This window comes from Variovorax sp. MHTC-1, from assembly GCF_003984645.1.
Classification (GTDB): domain Bacteria; phylum Pseudomonadota; class Gammaproteobacteria; order Burkholderiales; family Burkholderiaceae_C; genus Variovorax.
Genome location: NZ_RWKI01000020.1, coordinates 54,065 through 73,064 on the forward strand (window position 1 = coordinate 54,065; position 19,000 = coordinate 73,064).

20 protein-coding genes are annotated in these 19,000 nt (G+C 68.3%); 16 read left to right on the forward strand and 4 right to left on the reverse strand.

Annotation, left to right across the window (positions count from 1 at the left end):
• Positions 1 to 80: 80 nt before the first annotated feature.
• The 6 genes from EJI01_RS23505 (at position 81) to EJI01_RS23530 (ending at position 7,567) form a co-directional block, all read left to right on the forward strand.
• The gene (locus tag EJI01_RS23505; RefSeq protein ID WP_185879031.1) at positions 81 to 1,274 is read left to right on the forward strand and encodes a beta-ketoacyl-[acyl-carrier-protein] synthase family protein; all 1,194 of its coding nucleotides are present in this window, start codon (positions 81 to 83) and stop codon (positions 1,272 to 1,274) included.
• A gap of 58 nt (positions 1,275 to 1,332) precedes the next feature.
• Positions 1,333 to 2,145: a beta-ketoacyl synthase chain length factor gene (locus tag EJI01_RS23510; protein ID WP_126839550.1), complete on the forward strand. Its 813-nt coding sequence runs from the start codon at positions 1,333 to 1,335 to the stop codon at positions 2,143 to 2,145.
• 10 nt (positions 2,146 to 2,155) lie between these two features.
• Entirely contained in the window at positions 2,156 to 3,787 is a 1,632-nt protein-coding gene (locus EJI01_RS23515; protein ID WP_126839551.1) for an NAD(P)/FAD-dependent oxidoreductase, read from the forward strand.
• Between the two features lie 81 nt (positions 3,788 to 3,868).
• Entirely contained in the window at positions 3,869 to 4,582 is a 714-nt protein-coding gene (locus EJI01_RS23520) for a response regulator (protein WP_126839552.1), read from the forward strand.
• 40 nt (positions 4,583 to 4,622) lie between these two features.
• Positions 4,623 to 5,807: an ATP-binding protein gene (locus tag EJI01_RS23525; protein ID WP_126839553.1), complete on the forward strand. Its 1,185-nt coding sequence runs from the start codon at positions 4,623 to 4,625 to the stop codon at positions 5,805 to 5,807.
• A gap of 500 nt (positions 5,808 to 6,307) precedes the next feature.
• A complete protein-coding gene (locus EJI01_RS23530) occupies positions 6,308 to 7,567 on the forward strand; it encodes an O-antigen ligase family protein (protein WP_126839554.1) in 1,260 nt (419 codons plus the stop codon).
• Here EJI01_RS23530 and EJI01_RS23535 read toward each other — a convergent pair.
• Positions 7,533 to 7,739 carry a zinc-finger domain-containing protein gene (locus tag EJI01_RS23535; protein WP_126839555.1) on the reverse strand — a complete coding sequence of 69 codons (207 nt, stop codon included), beginning with the start codon at positions 7,737 to 7,739 and terminating at the stop codon, positions 7,533 to 7,535. The genes EJI01_RS23530 and EJI01_RS23535 overlap by 35 nt on opposite strands.
• A 4-nt stretch (positions 7,740 to 7,743) precedes the next feature.
• Complete coding sequence (locus tag EJI01_RS23540; RefSeq protein ID WP_126839556.1) at positions 7,744 to 8,679, reverse strand: branched-chain amino acid transaminase; 936 nt, start codon at positions 8,677 to 8,679, stop codon at positions 7,744 to 7,746.
• Positions 8,680 to 8,799: 120 nt separating this feature from the next.
• Here EJI01_RS23540 and EJI01_RS23545 point away from each other — a divergent pair, with 120 nt between their 5' ends.
• Positions 8,800 to 9,771 (forward strand): recombination-associated protein RdgC, encoded by a 972-nt coding sequence (locus EJI01_RS23545; RefSeq protein WP_126839557.1) that lies wholly within the window; start codon positions 8,800 to 8,802, stop codon positions 9,769 to 9,771.
• Positions 9,772 to 9,787: 16 nt separating this feature from the next.
• Here the strand turns inward: EJI01_RS23545 and EJI01_RS23550 are convergent, their stop codons facing one another.
• Together EJI01_RS23550 and radA are read right to left on the reverse strand one after the other, a co-directional pair.
• Positions 9,788 to 10,264: a glycerate kinase gene (locus tag EJI01_RS23550; RefSeq protein WP_126839558.1), complete on the reverse strand. Its 477-nt coding sequence runs from the start codon at positions 10,262 to 10,264 to the stop codon at positions 9,788 to 9,790.
• 22 nt (positions 10,265 to 10,286) lie between these two features.
• A complete protein-coding gene (radA, locus tag EJI01_RS23555; protein ID WP_126839559.1) occupies positions 10,287 to 11,678 on the reverse strand; it encodes a DNA repair protein RadA in 1,392 nt (463 codons plus the stop codon).
• Between the two features lie 106 nt (positions 11,679 to 11,784).
• Between radA and hpaR the strand changes: the two genes are divergently transcribed.
• From hpaR to EJI01_RS23600, 9 genes are read left to right on the forward strand one after another with little or no spacing between them, the layout of a single operon-like run.
• Positions 11,785 to 12,216: a homoprotocatechuate degradation operon regulator HpaR gene (gene hpaR, locus EJI01_RS23560; protein ID WP_126839560.1), complete on the forward strand. Its 432-nt coding sequence runs from the start codon at positions 11,785 to 11,787 to the stop codon at positions 12,214 to 12,216.
• On the forward strand, positions 12,213 to 12,836 hold the full coding sequence (locus EJI01_RS23565) for a fumarylacetoacetate hydrolase family protein (RefSeq protein WP_126839561.1): 624 nt from the start codon (positions 12,213 to 12,215) through the stop codon (positions 12,834 to 12,836). The genes hpaR and EJI01_RS23565 overlap by 4 nt, the downstream gene beginning before the upstream one ends.
• Positions 12,833 to 13,585 carry a fumarylacetoacetate hydrolase family protein gene (locus tag EJI01_RS23570; RefSeq protein WP_126839562.1) on the forward strand — a complete coding sequence of 251 codons (753 nt, stop codon included), beginning with the start codon at positions 12,833 to 12,835 and terminating at the stop codon, positions 13,583 to 13,585. The genes EJI01_RS23565 and EJI01_RS23570 overlap by 4 nt, the downstream gene beginning before the upstream one ends.
• 37 nt (positions 13,586 to 13,622) lie before the next feature.
• Complete coding sequence (locus EJI01_RS23575) at positions 13,623 to 14,600, forward strand: Bug family tripartite tricarboxylate transporter substrate binding protein (RefSeq protein ID WP_126839563.1); 978 nt, start codon at positions 13,623 to 13,625, stop codon at positions 14,598 to 14,600.
• A gap of 7 nt (positions 14,601 to 14,607) precedes the next feature.
• Positions 14,608 to 16,065, forward strand: coding sequence for a 5-carboxymethyl-2-hydroxymuconate semialdehyde dehydrogenase (gene hpaE / locus EJI01_RS23580; protein WP_126839564.1), 1,458 nt, complete (start codon positions 14,608 to 14,610; stop codon positions 16,063 to 16,065).
• Between the two features lie 2 nt (positions 16,066 to 16,067).
• Entirely contained in the window at positions 16,068 to 16,943 is an 876-nt protein-coding gene (hpaD, locus tag EJI01_RS23585) for a 3,4-dihydroxyphenylacetate 2,3-dioxygenase (protein ID WP_185879032.1), read from the forward strand.
• 11 nt (positions 16,944 to 16,954) lie between these two features.
• Entirely contained in the window at positions 16,955 to 17,359 is a 405-nt protein-coding gene (locus EJI01_RS23590) for a 5-carboxymethyl-2-hydroxymuconate Delta-isomerase (RefSeq protein ID WP_126839565.1), read from the forward strand.
• 5 nt (positions 17,360 to 17,364) lie between these two features.
• Positions 17,365 to 18,168 (forward strand): 2-oxo-hept-4-ene-1,7-dioate hydratase, encoded by an 804-nt coding sequence (gene hpaH, locus EJI01_RS23595; protein WP_126839582.1) that lies wholly within the window; start codon positions 17,365 to 17,367, stop codon positions 18,166 to 18,168.
• A 12-nt stretch (positions 18,169 to 18,180) separates the two neighbouring features.
• Complete coding sequence (locus EJI01_RS23600) at positions 18,181 to 18,990, forward strand: aldolase/citrate lyase family protein (protein WP_126839566.1); 810 nt, start codon at positions 18,181 to 18,183, stop codon at positions 18,988 to 18,990.
• The last annotated feature ends 10 nt before the right edge of the window (positions 18,991 to 19,000 follow it).

Sequence of the window (19,000 nt, forward strand, 5' to 3'; positions counted from 1 at the left end):
CCAGGGGATTGACCGACATCGCGATCCGGCATCCAACTGGTAGTCTTGTGCCACTCTCATCCCACCCCTTCTCCTGCACCGTGCCCTCCCGCATTCCTCCTCTCCAGATCAGCGCCTACACCGCAACCTCCGCCGTCGGCATCGGCAAGGAAGCCCTCGTTGCCGCAATCGAACAATCGAAGAGCGGCCTGCGCGCCAACGATTTCGGCGCCGCACCGCTCCCCACCTGGATCGGCCGCGTCGACGGCCTCGAAGAACTCCAGTTGCCCGACGACCTGGCCGGCTGGGATTGCCGCAATAACCGACTGGCCTGGCTCGGCCTGCAGGCCGACGGCTTCGTCGAAGCGGTGGCTGCGGCGCGCGAGCGCTACGGCGCGGCGCGCATCGCGCTGGTGCTCGGCACCTCCACCTCGAGCATCGGCGAGACCGAACTGGCCTACACGCAGCTCGATGCCGGCGGCGGCTTCCCGGCCGATCAACGGCGGCCGCTGGTCCACACGCCCCATTCGCTCGCGATGTTCGTGCAGCAGGCACTCGGCCTCGAAGGCCCGGCCGAGACTCTCTCGACCGCCTGTTCGTCGAGCGCCAAGGTCTTCGCTTCGGCCGAGCGGCTGATCCGCCTGGGCCTGGTCGACGCCGCCGTGGTCGGCGGCGTGGATACGCTGTGCGGCAGCGTGCTGTTCGGCTTCAACTCGCTCGAACTGGTTTCGCCGCAGCCCTGCCGGCCCTTCGATGCGGCCCGCAACGGCATCAGCCTGGGCGAGGCCGCGGGCTTCGCGCTGCTCGAGCGCGGCGCCGGCAGGCTCGAACTGCTGGGCTACGGCGAGGCGAGCGACGCCCACCACATGTCCACGCCCCATCCCGAGGGTCTGGGCGCCGAGCGCGCGCTCGACGAGGCGCTGGCGCGCGCCGGCCTCGCGCCCGAGGCCATCGACTACATCAACATGCACGGCACGGCCAGCATGAAGAACGACGAGGTCGAGGGCGCGCTGGTCGCCCGGCGCTTCCCGGCGGCCACGCATGCGAGCTCGACCAAGGGCTTCACCGGCCACACGCTGGGCGCGGCCGGCATCGTCGAGGCCGTGATCAGCCTGCTGGCCATCGAACGCGGGCTGAAGCCGGGCACCGTCAACACCACGGCGCTCGACGCCGACTGCGGCCCGCAGATCAGGCTGCAGCCGGCGCACGGCGAGGTGCGTTACGCGCTCTCCAATTCCTTCGGCTTCGGCGGCAACAACTGTTCGCTGGTGTTCGGCAAGGGAGCGGGCGCTTGAGCCCCGCCCGGCCGCCCGAAGGGGCTCGCACCGCAGCGCGCAGCACGGAGGTACTTCAATGAGCAATAGGACACCGACCCTCTACATCGAAGGCCCGGCGTTCTGGGCGCCGACGCTGCCGGGCTGGGAGACGGCGCGCGCCGTGTTCCGCGGCGAGGTGCAGCCGGCCGATCCGCCGGCCAAGCGGCCTGCGCCGCAGTTGCTGGCGCCGGCCGAGCGGCGGCGCGCACCCGACACGGTGGCGCTCGCGCTCGAGGTCGCGGCAGCCGCGATCGCCGCTTCGGGGCGCAACGCCGCGCAGCTGCCCTGCGTGTTCGCCTCGGCGCACGGCGACCTCGGCATCAACGACTACATGTCCAGCACGCTCGCCGGCGACCCCAAGCTGCTGTCGCCGATCAAGTTCCACAACTCGGTGCACAACGCGGCGGTGGGCTACTGGACCATCGGCACCGGCTGCATGGCGGCGAGCAATTCGGTGTCGGCCTACGAGAACAGCTTCGCGACCGGCCTGCTCGAGGCCGCGACACAGTGTGCGGCCGACCAGGAGGCGGTGCTCCTGGCCGGCTTCGACGTGCCCGCCGTGGGCGCGCTCGCCTCGGTGGTCACCAGCCGCGACCTGCTGGCCGTGGCGCTGGTGATCGCACCGGCACGCACCGAACGCACGGTGGCCTCCTTCGAATGGTCGCTCGCGAGCGGCACGCAAAGGGCCGCACCGCGCCCGTCTTCCGATGCGGCGCGCGCGTTGAAGGCCAATGCGATGGCCGATGCGCTGCCCCTGTTCGAAAGCCTGGCGCGCGGCAAACCCGAGGCGCTCGCCCTGCCGCTGTCGGGCACGCTGTCGCTGCAACTGCGGCTCGAACCGCAAGGCTGAGGAAGCCGCCATGAACCCGAACCTCCGCCGGCACGATGTCGTGATCATGGGCGGGGGACTCGCGGGGCTCACGCTCGCCCTGCAGCTCAAGCAGCGTTTCGGCGACATCGACATCGTGGTGCTGGAGCGCCGCGCGCATCCCGTGCCGCATGCGGCGCACAAGGTGGGCGAATCTTCGGTTGAGATCGGCGCCCACTACTTCGACACGGTTCTGGGGCTCAAACCGCACATGCATGGCGCCCAGCTGCGCAAGTTCGGCTTCCGCTTCTTCTTCAGCGAGGGCCGGCGCGACATCGACCAGGTGACCGAGATCGGCGCCAGCCGCTATCTCTCGGTCCCCAGCTACCAGATCGACCGGGGCATCTTCGAGAACTACCTGGCCGAGGAGGCGACGCGCCGCGGGGTGCGCTTCGTCGACAACGCCCTGGTGCGCCGCATCGACCTGGCCGAGGACCCGCGCGAGCCGCACCGCCTCGCCTGGACGCAGGACGGCGAGACGCACCTCGTGCATGCGCGCTGGCTCATCGACGCCTGCGGACGTGCCGGATTGCTCAAGCGCAAGCTCGGGCTGGCCGAGCCCAATGCGCACGAATGCAATGCCGTCTGGTTCCGCATCGGCGAGCGCATCACCATCGACGACTGGTCCGACAACGCCGAGTGGCGCGCCCGCTGCGAGCCGCAGGCGCGCTGGCTCTCGACCAACCACCTGGTCGGCGCCGGCTACTGGGTCTGGCTGATCCCGCTGGCCTCGGGCTCGCATTCGGTCGGCATCGTGGCCGACCCGCGGCTGCATCCGATCGAGACCATCGACAGCTTTGACAAGGCGATGCAGTGGTTCCAAACCTGGCAGCCGCGCCTTTTCGACGAGCTCGACGGCAAGCGCCACCTGCTGCAGGATTTCGCCTTCTTCCGCGACTTCTCCTACGGCTGCAAGCAGGTGTTCTCGGGCCGGCGCTGGGCGCTGACCGGCGAGGCAGGACTCTTCCTCGACCCTTTCTATTCCCCGGGCAGCGACTTCATCGCGATGAGCAACACCTACATCGCCGACCTGATCGCGCACGACCGCGCCGGGCATTCGGTGGATGCGCGCGCCCAGCTCTACGACCAGATCTACCACTCCTTCTACGAGAGCACGCTCGCGCTCTACACCGACCAGTATTCGCTCTTCGGCGACCCCGAGGTGCTGCCGGTGAAGGTAATCTGGGACTACACCTACTACTGGGGCGTGCTCTCGCAGATCTTCTTCCAGCAGCGGCTGACCGACCTCGCCCTGCTCGGCAGCCTGCGCGACGAGCTCCAGCATGGGCAGCGGCTCAACTTCGCGGTGCAGGACTTCCTGCGCGCCTGGTCGGCCCTGAGCGAGAAGCGCAATCCGGCCGTGATGCTGGACCAGGCCGCGCTGCCCTGGTTCGCCGAACTCAACCGCAGCCTCAACGACCGGCTCGACGACGATGCCTTCCGCATCCGCATGCGGGCCTCGGTCGAGCAGCTGCGCGCGCTGGCCGGCGAGATCCTGGTGCGCGCCACCGGGGAGCATCCGGGCCTCGACGGCGATGCCCTGCGTGCCGTGCTGGCCGAGAAAATATCGATTGCCGCCTCGCCCGGCTGCACGCAAGCGCCCATGCTCTTCGCGCCGGGCTGACCGATACCAGTCGCTTCGAGGTTTACGCCAACTTTACGGAGCGTTCAAGCCTGCTTGGCGCCAGAAGGACAACCTACAGCCATGAGCACCCCCCAACTCCTGATGATCGAAGACGACGCCCGCCTGGCGCAAATGGTGGGCGAGTACCTCACCCAGTCGGGCTTCGGCTTCAGCCACGCCGCCGACGGCGCCAGCGGGCTCGAGCTGCTGCAGCAGCGCTCGCCCGACCTCGTGATCCTCGACCTGATGCTGCCGGACACCGACGGCCTCGAAGTCTGCCGCCGGATCCGGGCCCTGCCCAACGGGCTGGCCAAGGTATCGGTGCTGATGCTGACCGCCAAGGGCGACCCGATGGATCGCATCATCGGCCTGGAGATCGGCGCCGACGACTACCTGCCCAAGCCCTTCGAGCCGCGCGAACTGCTGGCGCGCATCCGCGCCGTGCTGCGCCGCCGCAGCGAAACCACGAGCGAGGCGGCGGCCGCCACCGTGATGCGCTTCGGCACGCTGGAGATCGACCGCAATGCGCGCACGGTCACGGTCGGCGGCGCGCCGGCGGATCTCACTTCCTACCAGTTCGACCTGCTGGTCGCGATGGCCGAGCGCGCCGGCCGCGTGCTCACGCGCGACCAGATCATGGAAGCCGTGCGCGGCCGCGAGCTCGAGGCCTTCGACCGCTCGATCGACGTGCACATGGGCCGCATCCGTGCCGCGATCGAAGTCGACGCCAAGAACCCGAAGCGCATCCTGACCGTGCGCGGCGTGGGCTACGTTTTCGCGAAGCAGCAGGACTAGGGGCCTGACAACACATGAATCACCCCCGCGTGAGGCCCCAATGTTGATCAACCTGTACCGGCGCCACCTCTACGTCCGCGTCTGGCTGGCGGTGGTGGCCGGCGTCGTCATTCTCACGCTCACCGCCAACTGGATCGTGCGCGAGGCGGCCCAGAACGAGCGCGAGCGGCTGTCGGCCGTGCCGCGCGAGGTGGTGGTGCTCAACAACCAGGAGCGCGCCATCGGCACCGGAAGCGCCGTGCGCGTGCCCGGCCAGGGGCTCGAATTCGACGTGACGCTCGAGGACGGCCGTGCGATGTCGCTGCGCGTGGCGCCGCGCCCGCGCCAGAGCGGCACCAGCGGCCTGGCGGCCTGGCGCACGCCCTTCGGGCTGGGCTGGATGGTCGCGCTGGTCGGCGTCGCGGTGGCGCTGGGCGTCTACCCGATCGTGCGCCGGCTCACCAAACGGCTCGAAGCGCTGCAGCGCGGCGTGCAGCGCTGGGGCGAAGGAGACTTGTCGGTGCGCGTCGCCGAAGAAGGGCAGGACGAAGTGGCCGATCTTTCCAATCGATTCAACGGGGCGGCCGCCCGCATCGAGCAGCTGGTGCGTTCGCACAAGTCGCTGCTGGCCAATGCCTCGCACGAGCTGCGCTCGCCGCTCACGCGCATCCGCATGGGGCTGGAACTGATGGGCGAGCGGCCGAGCGAGGCCGCGCGCGTGGAGATTGCGCGCAACATCGCCGAGCTCGACCAGCTCATCGACGAGATCCTGCTCGCGAGCCGGCTCGACGCCAAGGAAGCCGACATGGGCACCATCGAGACGGTGGACCTCACCGGCCTGGCGGCCGAAGAGTGCGCGCGCGTCGACGCCGAGCTCGACGTGGCCGAAGACGCGAGCAGCGCCGCGCTGACGGTACGCGGCGTGCCCCGCCTGCTGCGCCGCGCGATCCGCAACCTGCTCGAGAACGCGCGGCGCTACGGAGCCGGCGAGATCAGTGTCCAGCTCGACAGCACCAGCAACGCCGCCGAGATCCGCGTCAACGACCGCGGCCCCGGCGTGCCGGCGGCGCTGCGCGAGCGTATCTTCGAGCCCTTCTACCGGCTGCCGGGCGCAAGCGAGCGCAACGGCGGCGTGGGCCTCGGCCTCGCACTGGTCAAATCGATCACCGAGCGCCACGGCGGCAGCGTGCGCTGCGAAGACCGGCCGGGCGGCGGCGCCAGCTTCGTGATCGCTTTGCCGAACTAGGGCCTGCTAACGCTATTTGCGGGGTCGCGAAGGCCTGCCAGGGCGGGCCAATCAAGGCGCGCGACGCCGTGCGTGCGTCGGCACGCACAAGGAGCGCAACGCCGAGTGGCGCGCCCTGGCAGGCCTTCCCTCCGGGTTGCCCAGCCAAGGGGCCGTCTGCGGCGTTGCCCGCGCTTGCAAGGCGCAAGCCTTGCTGCGCACGGGCGCCTTGCATCCAGCCCCTTGGCTGGGCAACGCGATCCCCGCAAATAGCGTTAACAGGCCCTAGGCCCCCCGGCTTTTCACTGCGCTTCGCTCCGTGTAACTTCACCCCCCGAGGGGCTGAGGTCCGCGGCTCCAAGGCTGCCCGCGCAGCCTTGGACGGACCGAAGGGCTGCCGCTTCTGGCGGTTGCACGTGGGCGCGGCCGCCTTGGGGCGGCCCGGCGGCGGCCGCAGGCTGGCCGACCAAGTCAGGAAAGGTCAGGAAACGGTGCGGCGGCGGCACCTAAAATCCGCCCCCATGCAGAGATCGCAACTCGTCCGCCCCGCAGCCATGTTCTGGGGGCTGACGGTGTTCATGCCGGTCGGCGTCCCCTACCTTGCCTTTTTTTTGCTGCTGGTTGCGCTGTTCGCGGCCGGCGGCTGGCGCGAACGCGCCGTCCGCCTGCGCAGCAACCCGCTGTGGTGGCCGGTCATCGCCTACGTGGTGTGGACGCTGGTGGTGCTCGCGTTCGGGCCCCACTACCCGCAAACGCCGTCGAACCTGGTGCACGGACTGCGCATCGCGGCCACGCTGCTGATGGCGCTGTCGCTCACGCGCGAGGAGGCGCTGTGGGCGCTGCGCGGCTTCCTGCTGATGGCGCTGGCGAACATCGTGCTCATCGCGACATCCCATGCGTTCGGCTTCCAGGTCCCGGAGGCCTGGCGCGGCGTGGTGATGCCGGTCGGAAACAAGTCCATCAGCAACGCCCTGCTGTTCACCGTCGTGGGTGCGACGGCGGCCGTGTTCGGGCTGGCGGCACTGTCGGAACGCCATCGCTGGCAGGCCGTACCCGCATTCGCGATCACGCTGGCCGTGGTGGTGATCATCTTCTTCAAGCTGGATTCGCGCACCTCGCTGCTGGCCATGCTGCTGGTCATTCCGGCGGCCTGTCTTCACCAGTGGCGGCGCAGGCTCGGCGTGCTCTCGCTTGCCATGGTGCTGGGCGCAGCGGTCGTGGCCGCGGGCCTTTGGAGTTCGCCAGCCGTGCAGCGGAAGTTCGAGCTCGGCGTGCACGAGCTGGAGCAGGCGCAAGGCGGCGCGGTGTCCGAAGGCAGCTGGGTGGTGCGCTATTACATGTACCGCGACACGGGGCGCATGATCATCGACCGGCCGTTCGCCGGCTGGGGCATCGGCGGCTGGACCGAGCAGTGGCACCTGCGCGGCCCCAAGCTGCTGGCCGACTACAACATGCCGCACAACGACTTCCTGTGGATGGGCTCGCAGGCCGGCATCCCGGGCGCGCTGAGCCTGCTCCTCATCATCCTGACCGGCATCTGGCTGGCCTGGCGCCGCGACGACCTGATCGGACGCTACGCTTTCGTCGCGCAGCTGATCCTCTTGATCGCCACCAACGCAAACTCGGCACTGCGCGATGCGCAGATCGGGCTCAGCCTGCTGTGGGTGGCGGCGATCTACCTGCGGCTCGCGCAGGAGCCGGGCGATTCATGGCGCGGGCTGATCCCGCGCCGCGATGCGCTCGCTCTCAGTGGCGATGCGCCACGACCTCGCCCGCTTTGAGGCGGTACACCGTGCCGCAATAGGGGCACTTGGACTCGCCGGTGCGCGCGACGTCGAGGTACACCTTGGGGTGCGCGCTCCACAGCTTCATGTCGGCCTTGGGGTTGGGGCAGAACACGCCGCCCTGGTGGTTCAGGTCCGTGGCCAGCAGTTCGATCACAGCGTTGGACATCTCGTCAGACCTTCGTGAGCCAGTGGGCGTATTTGGGATTGCGGCCGTTCACGATGTCGAAGAAGGCGCTCTGGATTTTTTCGGTGACGGGCCCGCGCGAGCCGATGCCGATCTCGATGCGGTCGAGCTCGCGGATCGGCGTCACTTCGGCCGCGGTGCCGGTGAAGAAGGCTTCCTCGGCGATGTAGACCTCGTCGCGCGTGATGCGCTTTTGCACCACCTCGATGCCGAGATCCTTGCAGATGTGCAGGATGGTGTTGCGCGTGATGCCGTTGAGCGCACCGGCCGACAGGTCGGGCGTGTAGACCACGCCGCCCTTGACCACGAAGATGTTCTCGCCCGCGCCCTCGGAGACGAAGCCGCTCGCATCGAGCAGCAGCGCCTCGTCGTAGCCGTCGTCCAGCGCCTCCATGTTGGCGAGGATCGAGTTGCTGTAGTTGCTGACCGCCTTGGCCTGCGTCATCGTGATGTTGACGTGGTGGCGCGTGTAGCTCGAGGTCTTGACGCGGATGCCGCGCTTCAGGCCCTCGTCGCCCAGGTAGGCACCCCAGGCCCAGGCCGCGACCATGGCGTGGATGCGGTTGCCCTTGGGGCTGACGCCGAGCTTCTCCGAGCCGATCCACACCAGGGGGCGCAGGTAGCAGCTCTCGAGCTTGTTCTCGCGCACCACCTGCTTCTGGGCCTCGTTGAGCTGCTCGGGCGAGAACGGGATCTTCATGCGCAGGATCTTGGCGCTGTTGAACAGGCGCTCGGTGTGCTCGGCCAGGCGGAAGATCGCGGTGCCGTTGACGGTCTTGTAGGCCCGCACCCCCTCGAAAGCGCCGCAGCCGTAGTGCAGCGTGTGGCTCAGCACGTGGATCTTGGCGTCGCGCCAGTCCACGAGATCGCCGTCCATCCAGATCTTGCCGTCACGGTCGTCCAATGCGGGGAGCGCGCTCATGTTCTTTGTCCTTTGGGGAAGGGGGTATGTCGCAAAAGCTTGCGATTTTACGGCGGTGACCGACTTCGTCCCGCCGACAATGCACGGCTTTGCCAATCAGCCAGAAAAGGGTTCGTTTCAGTGTCCGTCTTCAAGAACGTCATCGTCTACCGCATCGAAGCATCGTGGTCGCAGTCGCACGGCGAGGTCGAGCAGGCCCTCGACCCGCTGCGCTTCGTCCCCTGCGGACCTTCGCAGGAAAAGTCCGCCGGCTGGGTCGAGCCCCGCGGCGAGGAACACGGCCCGCTGGTCGAATCCATCGGCGGCCAGTGGCTGCTCGAATACATGATCGAAAGCAAGACGCTGCCGGCTTCGGTGGTTCGCCGAAAGGTCGAGGAGCGCGCCGCGCAGATCGAGGCCACCACCGGCCGCAAGCCGGGCAAGAAGGAGAAGAAGGAGCTCAAGGAAGACGTCACGCACGAGCTGCTGCCGCTGGCCTTCACGCGCCATGCGCGCATCGCGGTGTGGATCGACCCGGCCGCCCGCCGGCTGGTGGTGAATGCGAGCAACGTGGCGCGCGCCGACGAGGTGGTGACCAGCCTGGTGAAGGCGCTCGAAGGCTTTGCCGTGGCGCAGATCAACACGCAGGTCGAGCCGGCCGTGGCCATGTCGGACTGGCTCTCGACCCAGGAGCCGCCGGCCGGCTTCACCATCGACCGCGAGTGCGAGCTCAAGGCCAGCGACGAGTCGAAGGCCGTGGTGCGCTACGCCAAGCACCCGCTCGATATCGAGGAGGTGCGCCAGCACATCGCCGACGGCAAGCGCCCGACCCGGCTCGCGATGACCTGGGACGACCGCGTGTCCTTCGAGCTGACCGAGGGCCTGCAGCTGCGCAAGATCGTGTTTCTCGAAGGCACGCTCGACGATGCGCCGGCCTCGGGCAAGGAAGACAACTTCGATGCCGATGCGGCGATCGCGACCGGCGAGCTCGGCCAGCTGGTGCCGGAGCTGATCGAGGCGCTGGGCGGGGAGATGAAGCTGGGCGCGGCGGCGGATGCGGCGCCTGCGCAATCCAAGGCCGAAGAGCTCGCCGACGAATCGGCGCCGTTTTAGAGTCTGTTGACGGGCCCTAGACCGGCGGACGCAGCGCGTCGGCCGCGCCGGGCTTGACGGCATCGGCGCTCGGCGCGTCGGCCTGGTCCGGCTCCTCGTCGGGCACCTCGGGCCGCACCAGCTTCCACTCCGTCAGCTTGCCGTTCGCGAAGGTGGCGTCGACCCAGGAGCCGCCGCCGTCGGTCCAGCGGAAGACCTCGGGCTGCTGGTCCTTGGGCGAACGCTGCTCGCCGAGCGCGCGCGTCATCGCGATCACGTGCAACAGCGTCACCTTGGGCTTGAGCTTGGCGTTGAGCATCACCGCACTCGCGACCGTGCCGATGGGCCGGTCGGCGGCGCGTTTGAGGACCTGCATGGTGCGGTTGAAGTGCATCAGCAGGAACATCACGATGGCGCCGCCGGCGAGCGCGACGCCGCCCCATCCATAGGCGCGGTAGGAGAGGCCGAGCAGCACGAGGCCGGCGAGCGGGACGAGGACTTTGCCGAAATTCATGGCGCTATTGTCGTGCCCTCGGCTACTGCAGCTGCCGCACCACGTCCATCGCTTCCTCGATCCGCTCCACGGGGTGGATGGTCAGCCCCTCGATCTCCTTCGCGCCCTTGCGCGGCGCATTGGCCTTGGGCACCACCGCCACGCTGAAGCCCAGCTTGGCGGCCTCGCGCAGGCGCTCCTGGCCGCGCGGCGCGGGCCGCACCTCGCCGGCGAGACCGACTTCGCCGAAGGCGATGAAGCCCTTGGGCAGCGGCTTGCCGCGCAGGCTGGAGGTGATGGCGAGCATCACGGCCAGGTCGGCCGCCGGCTCGCTGATGCGCACGCCGCCGACCGCGTTGACGAACACGTCCTGGTCCATGCAGGCCACGCCGGCATGGCGGTGCAGCACCGCGAGCAGCATCGCGAGCCGGTCGCGGTCGAGCCCGACCGACAGGCGCCGCGGGCTCGGCCCGCCGTTGTCGACCAGCGCCTGGATCTCGACCAGCATCGGCCGCGTGCCTTCGAGCGTGACCAGCACCACGCTGCCGGGCACCGGCTCGGCATGCTGGCTCAGGAAGATCGCGCTCGGGTTGGCCACGCCCTTCAGGCCGCGCTCGGTCATCGCGAACACGCCGATCTCGTTGACCGCGCCGAAGCGGTTCTTGATGGCCCGCACCAGCCGAAAGCTCGAATGCGTGTCGCCTTCGAAGTAGAGCACCGTGTCGACCATGTGCTCCAGCACGCGCGGGCCGGCCAGCGCGCCCTCCTTGGTGACGTGGCCCACCAGCACCACCGCCGTGCCGCTCGCCTTGGCGAAGCGCGTGAGGTGCGCGGCGCATTCGCGCACCTGCGCCACCGAGCCCGGCGCCGAGGTGAGCTGGTCGGAGTAGACGGTCTGGATCGAATCGATCACCGCGATCGCGGGCCGCGTGGCGTCCAGCGTGGCGAGGATCTTCTCGAGCTGGATCTCGGCCAGCACCTGCACCTGCGACTGTTCGAGGCCGAGCCGCCGTGAGCGCAGCGCCACCTGAGCGCCGCTCTCCTCGCCGGTGACGTAGATCGCATTGCGGCCGGCGCGCTGCAGTGCATCGACTGCCTGCAAGAGGAGCGTCGACTTGCCGATGCCCGGGTCGCCGCCGATCAGCGTGACGCCGCCGTCGACGATGCCGCCGCCCAGCACGCGGTCGAGCTCGTCCAGCCCGGTGGGCGTGCGCTCGATGTCGGTGGCCTCGATTTCCGACAGCGTGGCCAGCTCGGCCGAACCGGCGAGCGCCGCGAACTGCGTGCCGACGCGATTGTTGGCGCTGCCGCCCGCCGGGCCGGCCACCTGCTCGATCAATGTGTTCCAGGCGCCGCAGCTGGGGCAGCGGCCCAGCCACTTGAGGCTGGTGCCTCCGCATTCGGAGCAGACGAAGAGGTTTTTTTCCTTGGCCATCGCCCGAGTGTAGGGAGGGCGCAACCCCGGCTCAGGGAAAACCCCGCCGAAGCCCGGTCGGAAGGCACTTGCAATTAATTTAACATGTTAAATAATAAGGCCCTTCATGAGCACACCCTTCGTCCACCGCAATCTGCCGCGCCTGCTGCTTCAGGCACGCGAAGCCGTCATGGCGCATACCCGGCCCAGCCTGCGCGAGCATGGCTTGAGCGACCAGCAATGGCGCGTGCTGCGCGTGCTGGGCGAGCTCGGCGTGGTCGAGACCGGCCGCGTCGCGCGCGAGGCCTTCATCCTCGGCCCCAGCCTGACCGGCGTGCTCGCGCGCATGGAGCGCGACGGCCTGATCCGCCGCGAGCGCGACCCGGCCGACCAGCGCCGCACCGTGGTCGAGGCCACGCCCAAGGGCACGCGCATGGTGAGCAAGCTCTCGCGCGCGATCGAGTCGCACTACGACTGGATGGAAAAGTCGCTCGGCAAGCAGAAGCTCTCGCAGCTCTACGTGCTGCTCGACGAAGTGATCGAACTGGAGCAGCCATGAGCTTCATGCCCACCGGCACCGTCTATGGCGTGCTGCTCAACTTCCGCGCCGAAATCGAGGCGCTGGCGCCGCTGATGAGCCAGCCGCCCTACAAGGCCCCTCCGCAGGCACCCGTGCTCTACGTGAAGACGGCCAATACCTGGAGTCCGCACGGCAGCGCGATCGTGGTGCCGGCCAAGGTGCCCGAGGTCGAAGTCGGCGCCACCATCGGCATGGTCATCGGCGCGGACAGCGACGTCGAAGGTTTCGTGCTGATGAACGACCTCTCGATCCCGCACGCCAGCTTCTTCCGCCCGCCCGTCAAGTTCAAGTGCGTGGACGGCTTTCTCGGCATCGGTCCCGCCATGCGCGATGCGCAGGAGGTCGCCGATCCGGCACAGTTCAGGCTCGAAGTGCGCATCGACGGCGAGCTGCGCCAGTCGGTGGACTTCTCGCAGACGGTGCGCAGCGCGGCCCAGCTGCTGGCCGAGGTCGGCGCCTTCATGACGCTCGCGCACGGCGATGTGCTGATGCTCGGCTGCGATGCCGGCCGGCCGCTGGCGCGGCCCGGCGGCCGCATCGAGATCAGCGCGCCGGGTTTCGAAACCCTCGCCAACACGCTGGTGGGGGAACAGCCATGAAGCACGCACGCATCACCTTCGAAGGCGCGGTGCACGACGCGATCGAACGCGACGGCCGCCTGCTGCTCGCCGACGGCCGCGCGGTCGGCTTCGACGACGTAATGTGGCTGCCACCGTTCGCGCCGACGCCGCGGCCGCGCACCATTCTCGCGCTCGGCCTCAACTACGCCGACCATGCCAAGGAGCTCGCGTTCAAGGCGCCCGAGGAGCCGCTGGTCTTCGTCAAGGGCGAGAGCACGCTCACCGGCCATCGCCGGATCACCTCCCGGCCGGCCGGCGTTTCGTTCATGCACTACGAATGCGAGCTGGTCATCGTGGTCGGCAAGACGGCGCGCAAGGTGCGGCGCGACGACGCCTATGACTTCATCGGCGGCTACACGGTGGCCAACGACTATGCGATTCGAGACTACCTCGAGAACTGGTACCGCCCCAACCTGCGCGTGAAGAACCGCGACACCTGCACCCCCATCGGCCCCTGGCTGGTCGACGCGAAGGATGTGCCAGACCCGATGGCGCTCGCGCTCAAGACCACCGTCAACGGCAAGCTCACACAGTCGGGCAGCACGAAGGACATGATCTTCGACGTGCCCTTCCTCATCGAGTATTTCTCGAGCTTCATGACGCTCTCGCCCGGCGACCTGATTCTGACGGGCACGCCCGACGGCGTGGTCGACTGCCGGCCGGGCGACGTGGTCGTGACCGAGATCGAGCGCATCGGCGCGCTCTCCAACACCATCGGTGCGGCCTGAGCCCGCATCGCCGAGAACACATCACGAAGGAGACGACATGGTCAAGAAGTCCTGGCTGGCAACGGCTTTGGTGGCATTGGGCGCATCCCTGTTCGCCGTCGGCGCGTCTGCGCAGTCCTATCCGAACAAGCCGGTGCGCTGGGTGGTCGGCTACCCGGCCGGCGGCGGCACCGATTTCCTCGCCCGCACCGCCGGGGCCCAGCTCTCGCAGCAGCTCGGCCAGCCGGTGTTGGTCGACAACCGCCCAGGCGCCGGCGCCATGATCGCTTCCGAGCACGTAGCGCGCGCGCCGGCCGACGGCTACACCGTGCTCTCGGCCGACAACGGCGTGCTGGTCTACAACCCCGTCCTCTACAAGAAGCTGCCCTACGACCCCGAGAAGGACTTTGCGCTGCTCGGCATGATGGGCCGCTCGGCGCTGGTCATCACGGCCGGCCCCAATGCCGGCTTCGCCGATGCAAAGGCGCTGCTTGCCGAGCTCAAGCGCTCGCCGGGCAAGTACAGCATCGGAACGCCTGGCAACGGCAGCCCGCACCACCTCGCGCTCGAGCTGTTCCAGCGCGAGGCGGGCGTTTCCCTGCTGCACGTGCCCTACAAGGGCGGCGCGCCGGCCATGCAGGACCTGATGGCCGGGCAGGTGCCGTTGATCGTGCTCGACCTGCCCAGCGGCGTCAGCGCCGTCAAGGCCGGCAAGATCACGCCGCTGATCGCCCTGTCGGCCGAACGCATGCCGCAGCTGCCCAACGTGCCGACGGCCAAGGAGCTCGGCTATCCCGCCGTCGAGGCTTATGCCTGGCAGGGCTTGGTGGCACCCGCAGCCACGCCCAAGGACGTGCAGGCACGCCTCGGCGCCGAGCTGCAGAAGGCGGTGAGCGATCCCGCCGTGCGGCAGAAGCTCTTCGACGCCGGCTGGGATGCCACCCCCGCCGATGCGGCCGCGATGACGCGCTACACCGAGTCGGAGCGCAAGAAATGGCATGCGCTGATCAAGGCGCGCGACATCAAACTCGACTAGGACCTTCATGAAGATCGATCACCTCATCGACGGCAAGCCGGTCGCCGGCCGCGACTACTTCCAGACCGTCAACCCCGCCACGCAGGAGGTGCTGGCCGAGGTCGCCGCTGGCGGCGAAGCCGAAGTCGATGCGGCCGTCGCAGCGGCCAGGGAAGCCTTTCCCAAATGGGCCGGCATGCCCGCACCGCAGCGCGCCAGGTTGATCCGCAAGCTCGGCGACCTGATCGCAGCCCACGTGCCCGAGATCGCGCGCACCGAGACCGACGATTGCGGCCAGGTCATCGCGCAGACCGGCAAGCAGCTGGTGCCGCGCGCGGCCGACAACTTCTATTACTTCGCCGAGATGTGCACGCGCGTCGACGGCCACACCTACCCGACCGAAACCCATCTCAACTACACGCTGTTCCATCCGGTCGGCGTGTGCGCGCTGATCTCGCCGTGGAACGTGCCCTTCATGACCGCGACCTGGAAGGTCGCGCCCTGCCTGGCCTTCGGCAACACGGCGGTGCTGAAGATGAGCGAGCTCTCGCCGCTCACGGCCGCGCGGCTCGGCGAGCTCGCGCTCGAAGCCGGCATTCCGCCCGGCGTGCTGAACCTGGTGCACGGCTATGGCAAGGACGCGGGTGAGCCGCTGGTCGCGCATCCGGACGTGCGCGCGATCTCCTTCACCGGGTCGACCGCCACCGGCAACCGCATCGTCAAGAGCGCAGGCCTGAAGAAGTTCAGCATGGAGCTCGGCGGCAAGAGCCCGTTCGTGATCTTCGAGGATGCCGACCTCGATCGCGCGCTCGACGCGGCGCTGTTCATGATCTTCAGCAACAACGGCGAGCGCTGCACCGCCGGTTCCCGCATCCTGGTGCAGCAGTCGATCTATGCCGACTTCGCCGCCAGGTTCGCCGAGCGCGCGAAGCGCATCGTGGTAGGCGACCCGCTCGACGAGAAGACTATCGTCGGCCCGATGATCTCGCAGGCCCACCTGGCCAAGGTGCGCAGCTACATCGAGCTCGGGCCGAAGGAAGGCGCGACGCTTTTGTGCGGCGGGCTGGAAACGCCTAACCTTCCGGACCGCGTGAAGAAAGGCAACTACGTGATGCCCACCGTCTTCGCCGATGTCGACAATCGCATGAAGATCGCGCAGGACGAGATCTTCGGCCCGGTTGCCTGCCTCATTCCGTTCAAGGACGAGGCCGATGCGATCCGGCTGGCCAACGACATCCAATATGGACTGAGCAGCTACGTCTGGACCGAGAACATCGGCCGCGCGCACCGCGTCGCGGCCGCGGTGGAGGCCGGCATGTGCTTCGTCAACAGCCAGAACGTGCGTGACCTGCGCCAGCCCTTCGGCGGCACCAAGGCCTCGGGCACGGGGCGCGAAGGCGGCACCTGGAGCTACGAGGTTTTTTGCGAGCCGAAGAACATCGCGGTGTCGATGGGTTCGCACCACATCCCGCACTGGGGAGCCTGACCATGGGCACGCTCGCACTCGCCGCCAAGATCACGCACGTGCCGTCGATGTACCTGTCGGAGTTCCCCGGCCCGAACTTCGGCTGCCGCGACGCGGCGATCAACGGCCACAAGGAAATCGACCGCCGCTGCCGCAAACTCGGCGTCGACACCATCGTGGTCTTCGACGTGCACTGGCAGGTCAACAGCGAATACCACATCAACTGCGGCCCGCAGTTCGGCGGCACCTACACCAGCAACGAGCTGCCGCACTTCATCAAGAACATGCCCTATGCCTATCCGGGCAACCCGGCGCTGGGCCACCTGATCGCCGACGTGGCCAACGAGATGGGCGTGAAGAGCCGCGCCCACAGCGACACCACGCTGGAGCTCGAGTACGGCACCCTGGTGCCGATGCGCTACATGAATCCCGACCAGCACTACAAGGTGATCAGCATCAGCGGCTGGTGCGACTGGCACGACCTCACCGAATCGGGCCGCTTCGGGCTCGCGGTGCGGCGCGCCATCGAGGAGCGCTACGAAGGCACGGTGGCGGTGTTCGCGAGCGGCTCGCTGTCGCATCATTTCGCCGACAACGGCCGCGCGCCCGAGTTCATGCACAAGGTCTACGACCCCTTCCTCGAGCAGGTCGACCGGCGCGTGGTCCAGCTCTGGGAAGCCGGCGACTGGAAGACCTTCGTCGGCATGCTGCCGATGTACGCCGACAAGTGCTGGGGCGAAGGCGACATGCACGATACGGCGATGCTGCTCGGCCTCCTGGGCTGGGACCGCTACGAGGCGCCGGTCGAGATCGTCACGCCCTATTTCGGCAGCTCGGGCACGGGGCAGATCAACGCGATCTTTCCGGTCACGCCGCTGCCTGCAGCAGCCACCGCCTGAGGAAAAGAAAGATGCCGCATCTGGTGATCCTCTACACCCCCAACATCGAGCTCGAGACCGACATGCCGGCGCTGTGCCGCGCGATGGCCGACGCCATGCTGGAGCAGCGCGACGACGAGGGCCGGCAGGTCTATCCGACCGGCGGCACCCGTGTCCTGGCCTTTCCGGCCGCGCACTACGCGGTGGCCGACGGCAAGGGCGACTACGCCTTCGTCTACCTCAACGTACGCATGGCCGCGGGACGCAGCGAAGCAGTCAAGAAGCGCATCGGGGACGCTTTGCTGGAAAAGGCGAGGCAGCACTTCGAGCCACTGCTCGCGAAGCGGCACATCGGCATCACGCTGCAGATCGACGAGGCGCCCGGCCAGGTCTACGACGGCAAGTGCGGCAACCTGCATCCCCTGTTCAACAAATGACAAGCATGCTTGCGAAGAACGTCATCCAGCAGCTCGCCGCCGAACTGCACGAAAGCGAGAAGTCACGCGTGCAGCTGCGGCACTTCTCCCAGCGCTTCCCCGAGATGACCATCGAGGACGGCTACGCGATCTCGCGCGAATGGGTGAAGACCAAGCTGGCCGAGGGCCGCGTGGTCAAGGGCCACAAGATCGGACTCACCTCGCGCGCGATGCAGCTGTCCAGCCAGATCGCCGAGCCCGACTACGGCACGCTCCTGGACGACATGTTCTTCGAGCAGGGCGGCGACATCCCGTTCACGCGCTTCATCGCGCCGCGCATCGAGGTCGAGCTGGCCTTCGTGCTCGGCAAGCGGCTGCAAGGGCCGCACGTGACGATCTTCGATGTGCTGGCAGCCACCGACTACGTGGTGCCGGCCATCGAGATCATCGATGCGCGCATCGAGCAATTCGACCGCGAGACCAAGGCCCCTCGCCGCGTCTTCGACACCATCGCCGACAACGCGGCCAATGCCGGCATCGTGACCGGCGGGCGGCCGGTGAAGCCCGACGCGGTCGACCTGCGCTGGGTCAGCGCCCTGCTCTACAAGAACGGCGTGATCGAAGAATCGGGTGTGGCCGCGGCCGTGCTCAATCATCCGGCCACCGGCGTGGCCTGGCTCGCCAACAAGCTCGCACCCTGGGACGAATGCCTGGAGCCCGGCGAAGTGGTGCTCGGCGGCTCCTTCACGCGCCCGACCACCGCCTTGCCGGGCGATACTTTTCATGCCGACTACGGCCCTTTGGGTTCAATCTCCTTCCGCTTCGTCTGAAAGCAAGCCCTCATGCAAACACCCACGAATCCCTTCAAGCAAGCCCTCGTCGAAAAGCGCACGCAGATCGGCCTCTGGCTCGGCCTCGCCGATGCCTACTGCGCCGAGATCTGCGCCGGTGCCGGCTTCGACTGGCTCCTGATCGACGGCGAGCATTCGCCCAATGGCCTGCGCAGCGTGCTGCAGCAGGCGCAGGCGATCGCCGCCTACCCCGGTGCCAACGCGATCGCGCGCGTGCCGGTCGGCCATGGCGATGTCGGCACGGCGCTCATCAAGCAGTACCTCGACCTCGGCTTGCAGACCATCCTGGTGCCGATGGTCGACACGCCCGAGCAGGCGCAGGCCATCGTGCGCGCGATGCGCTATCCGCCCTTGGGCATCCGCGGCATGGGCGGTGCACGCGCTTCGCGCTGGGGCCGCTATCCGGGCTATGCCAAGGAGGCCAACGCACGGGTCTGCCTGCTGGTGCAGGCCGAAACGCGCGAGGCGCTGGCCAACCTGGATGCGATCGCGGCCGTGGAGGGCATCGACGGCGTCTTCATCGGCCCGGCCGATCTCTCGGCGTCGCTGGGCCACGTCGGCAACCCCAACCACCCCGAGGTCCAGGCGGCCATCGAAGATGCCATCTCCCGCATCAACCGCGCCGGCAAGGCCGCCGGCATCCTGACGCCCGACGAAGCGCAGGCGCGCAAGTACCTGGAGCTCGGCGCCCTCTTCGTCGCCGTGGGGCTCGACACCAATCTGCTCGCGCGCAGCACCAGCGCGCTGGCCGCGCGCTTCAAGGACAACGCGCAGGCGCTGCCGGCGAGCAAGACCTACTGATTGAAGGTAA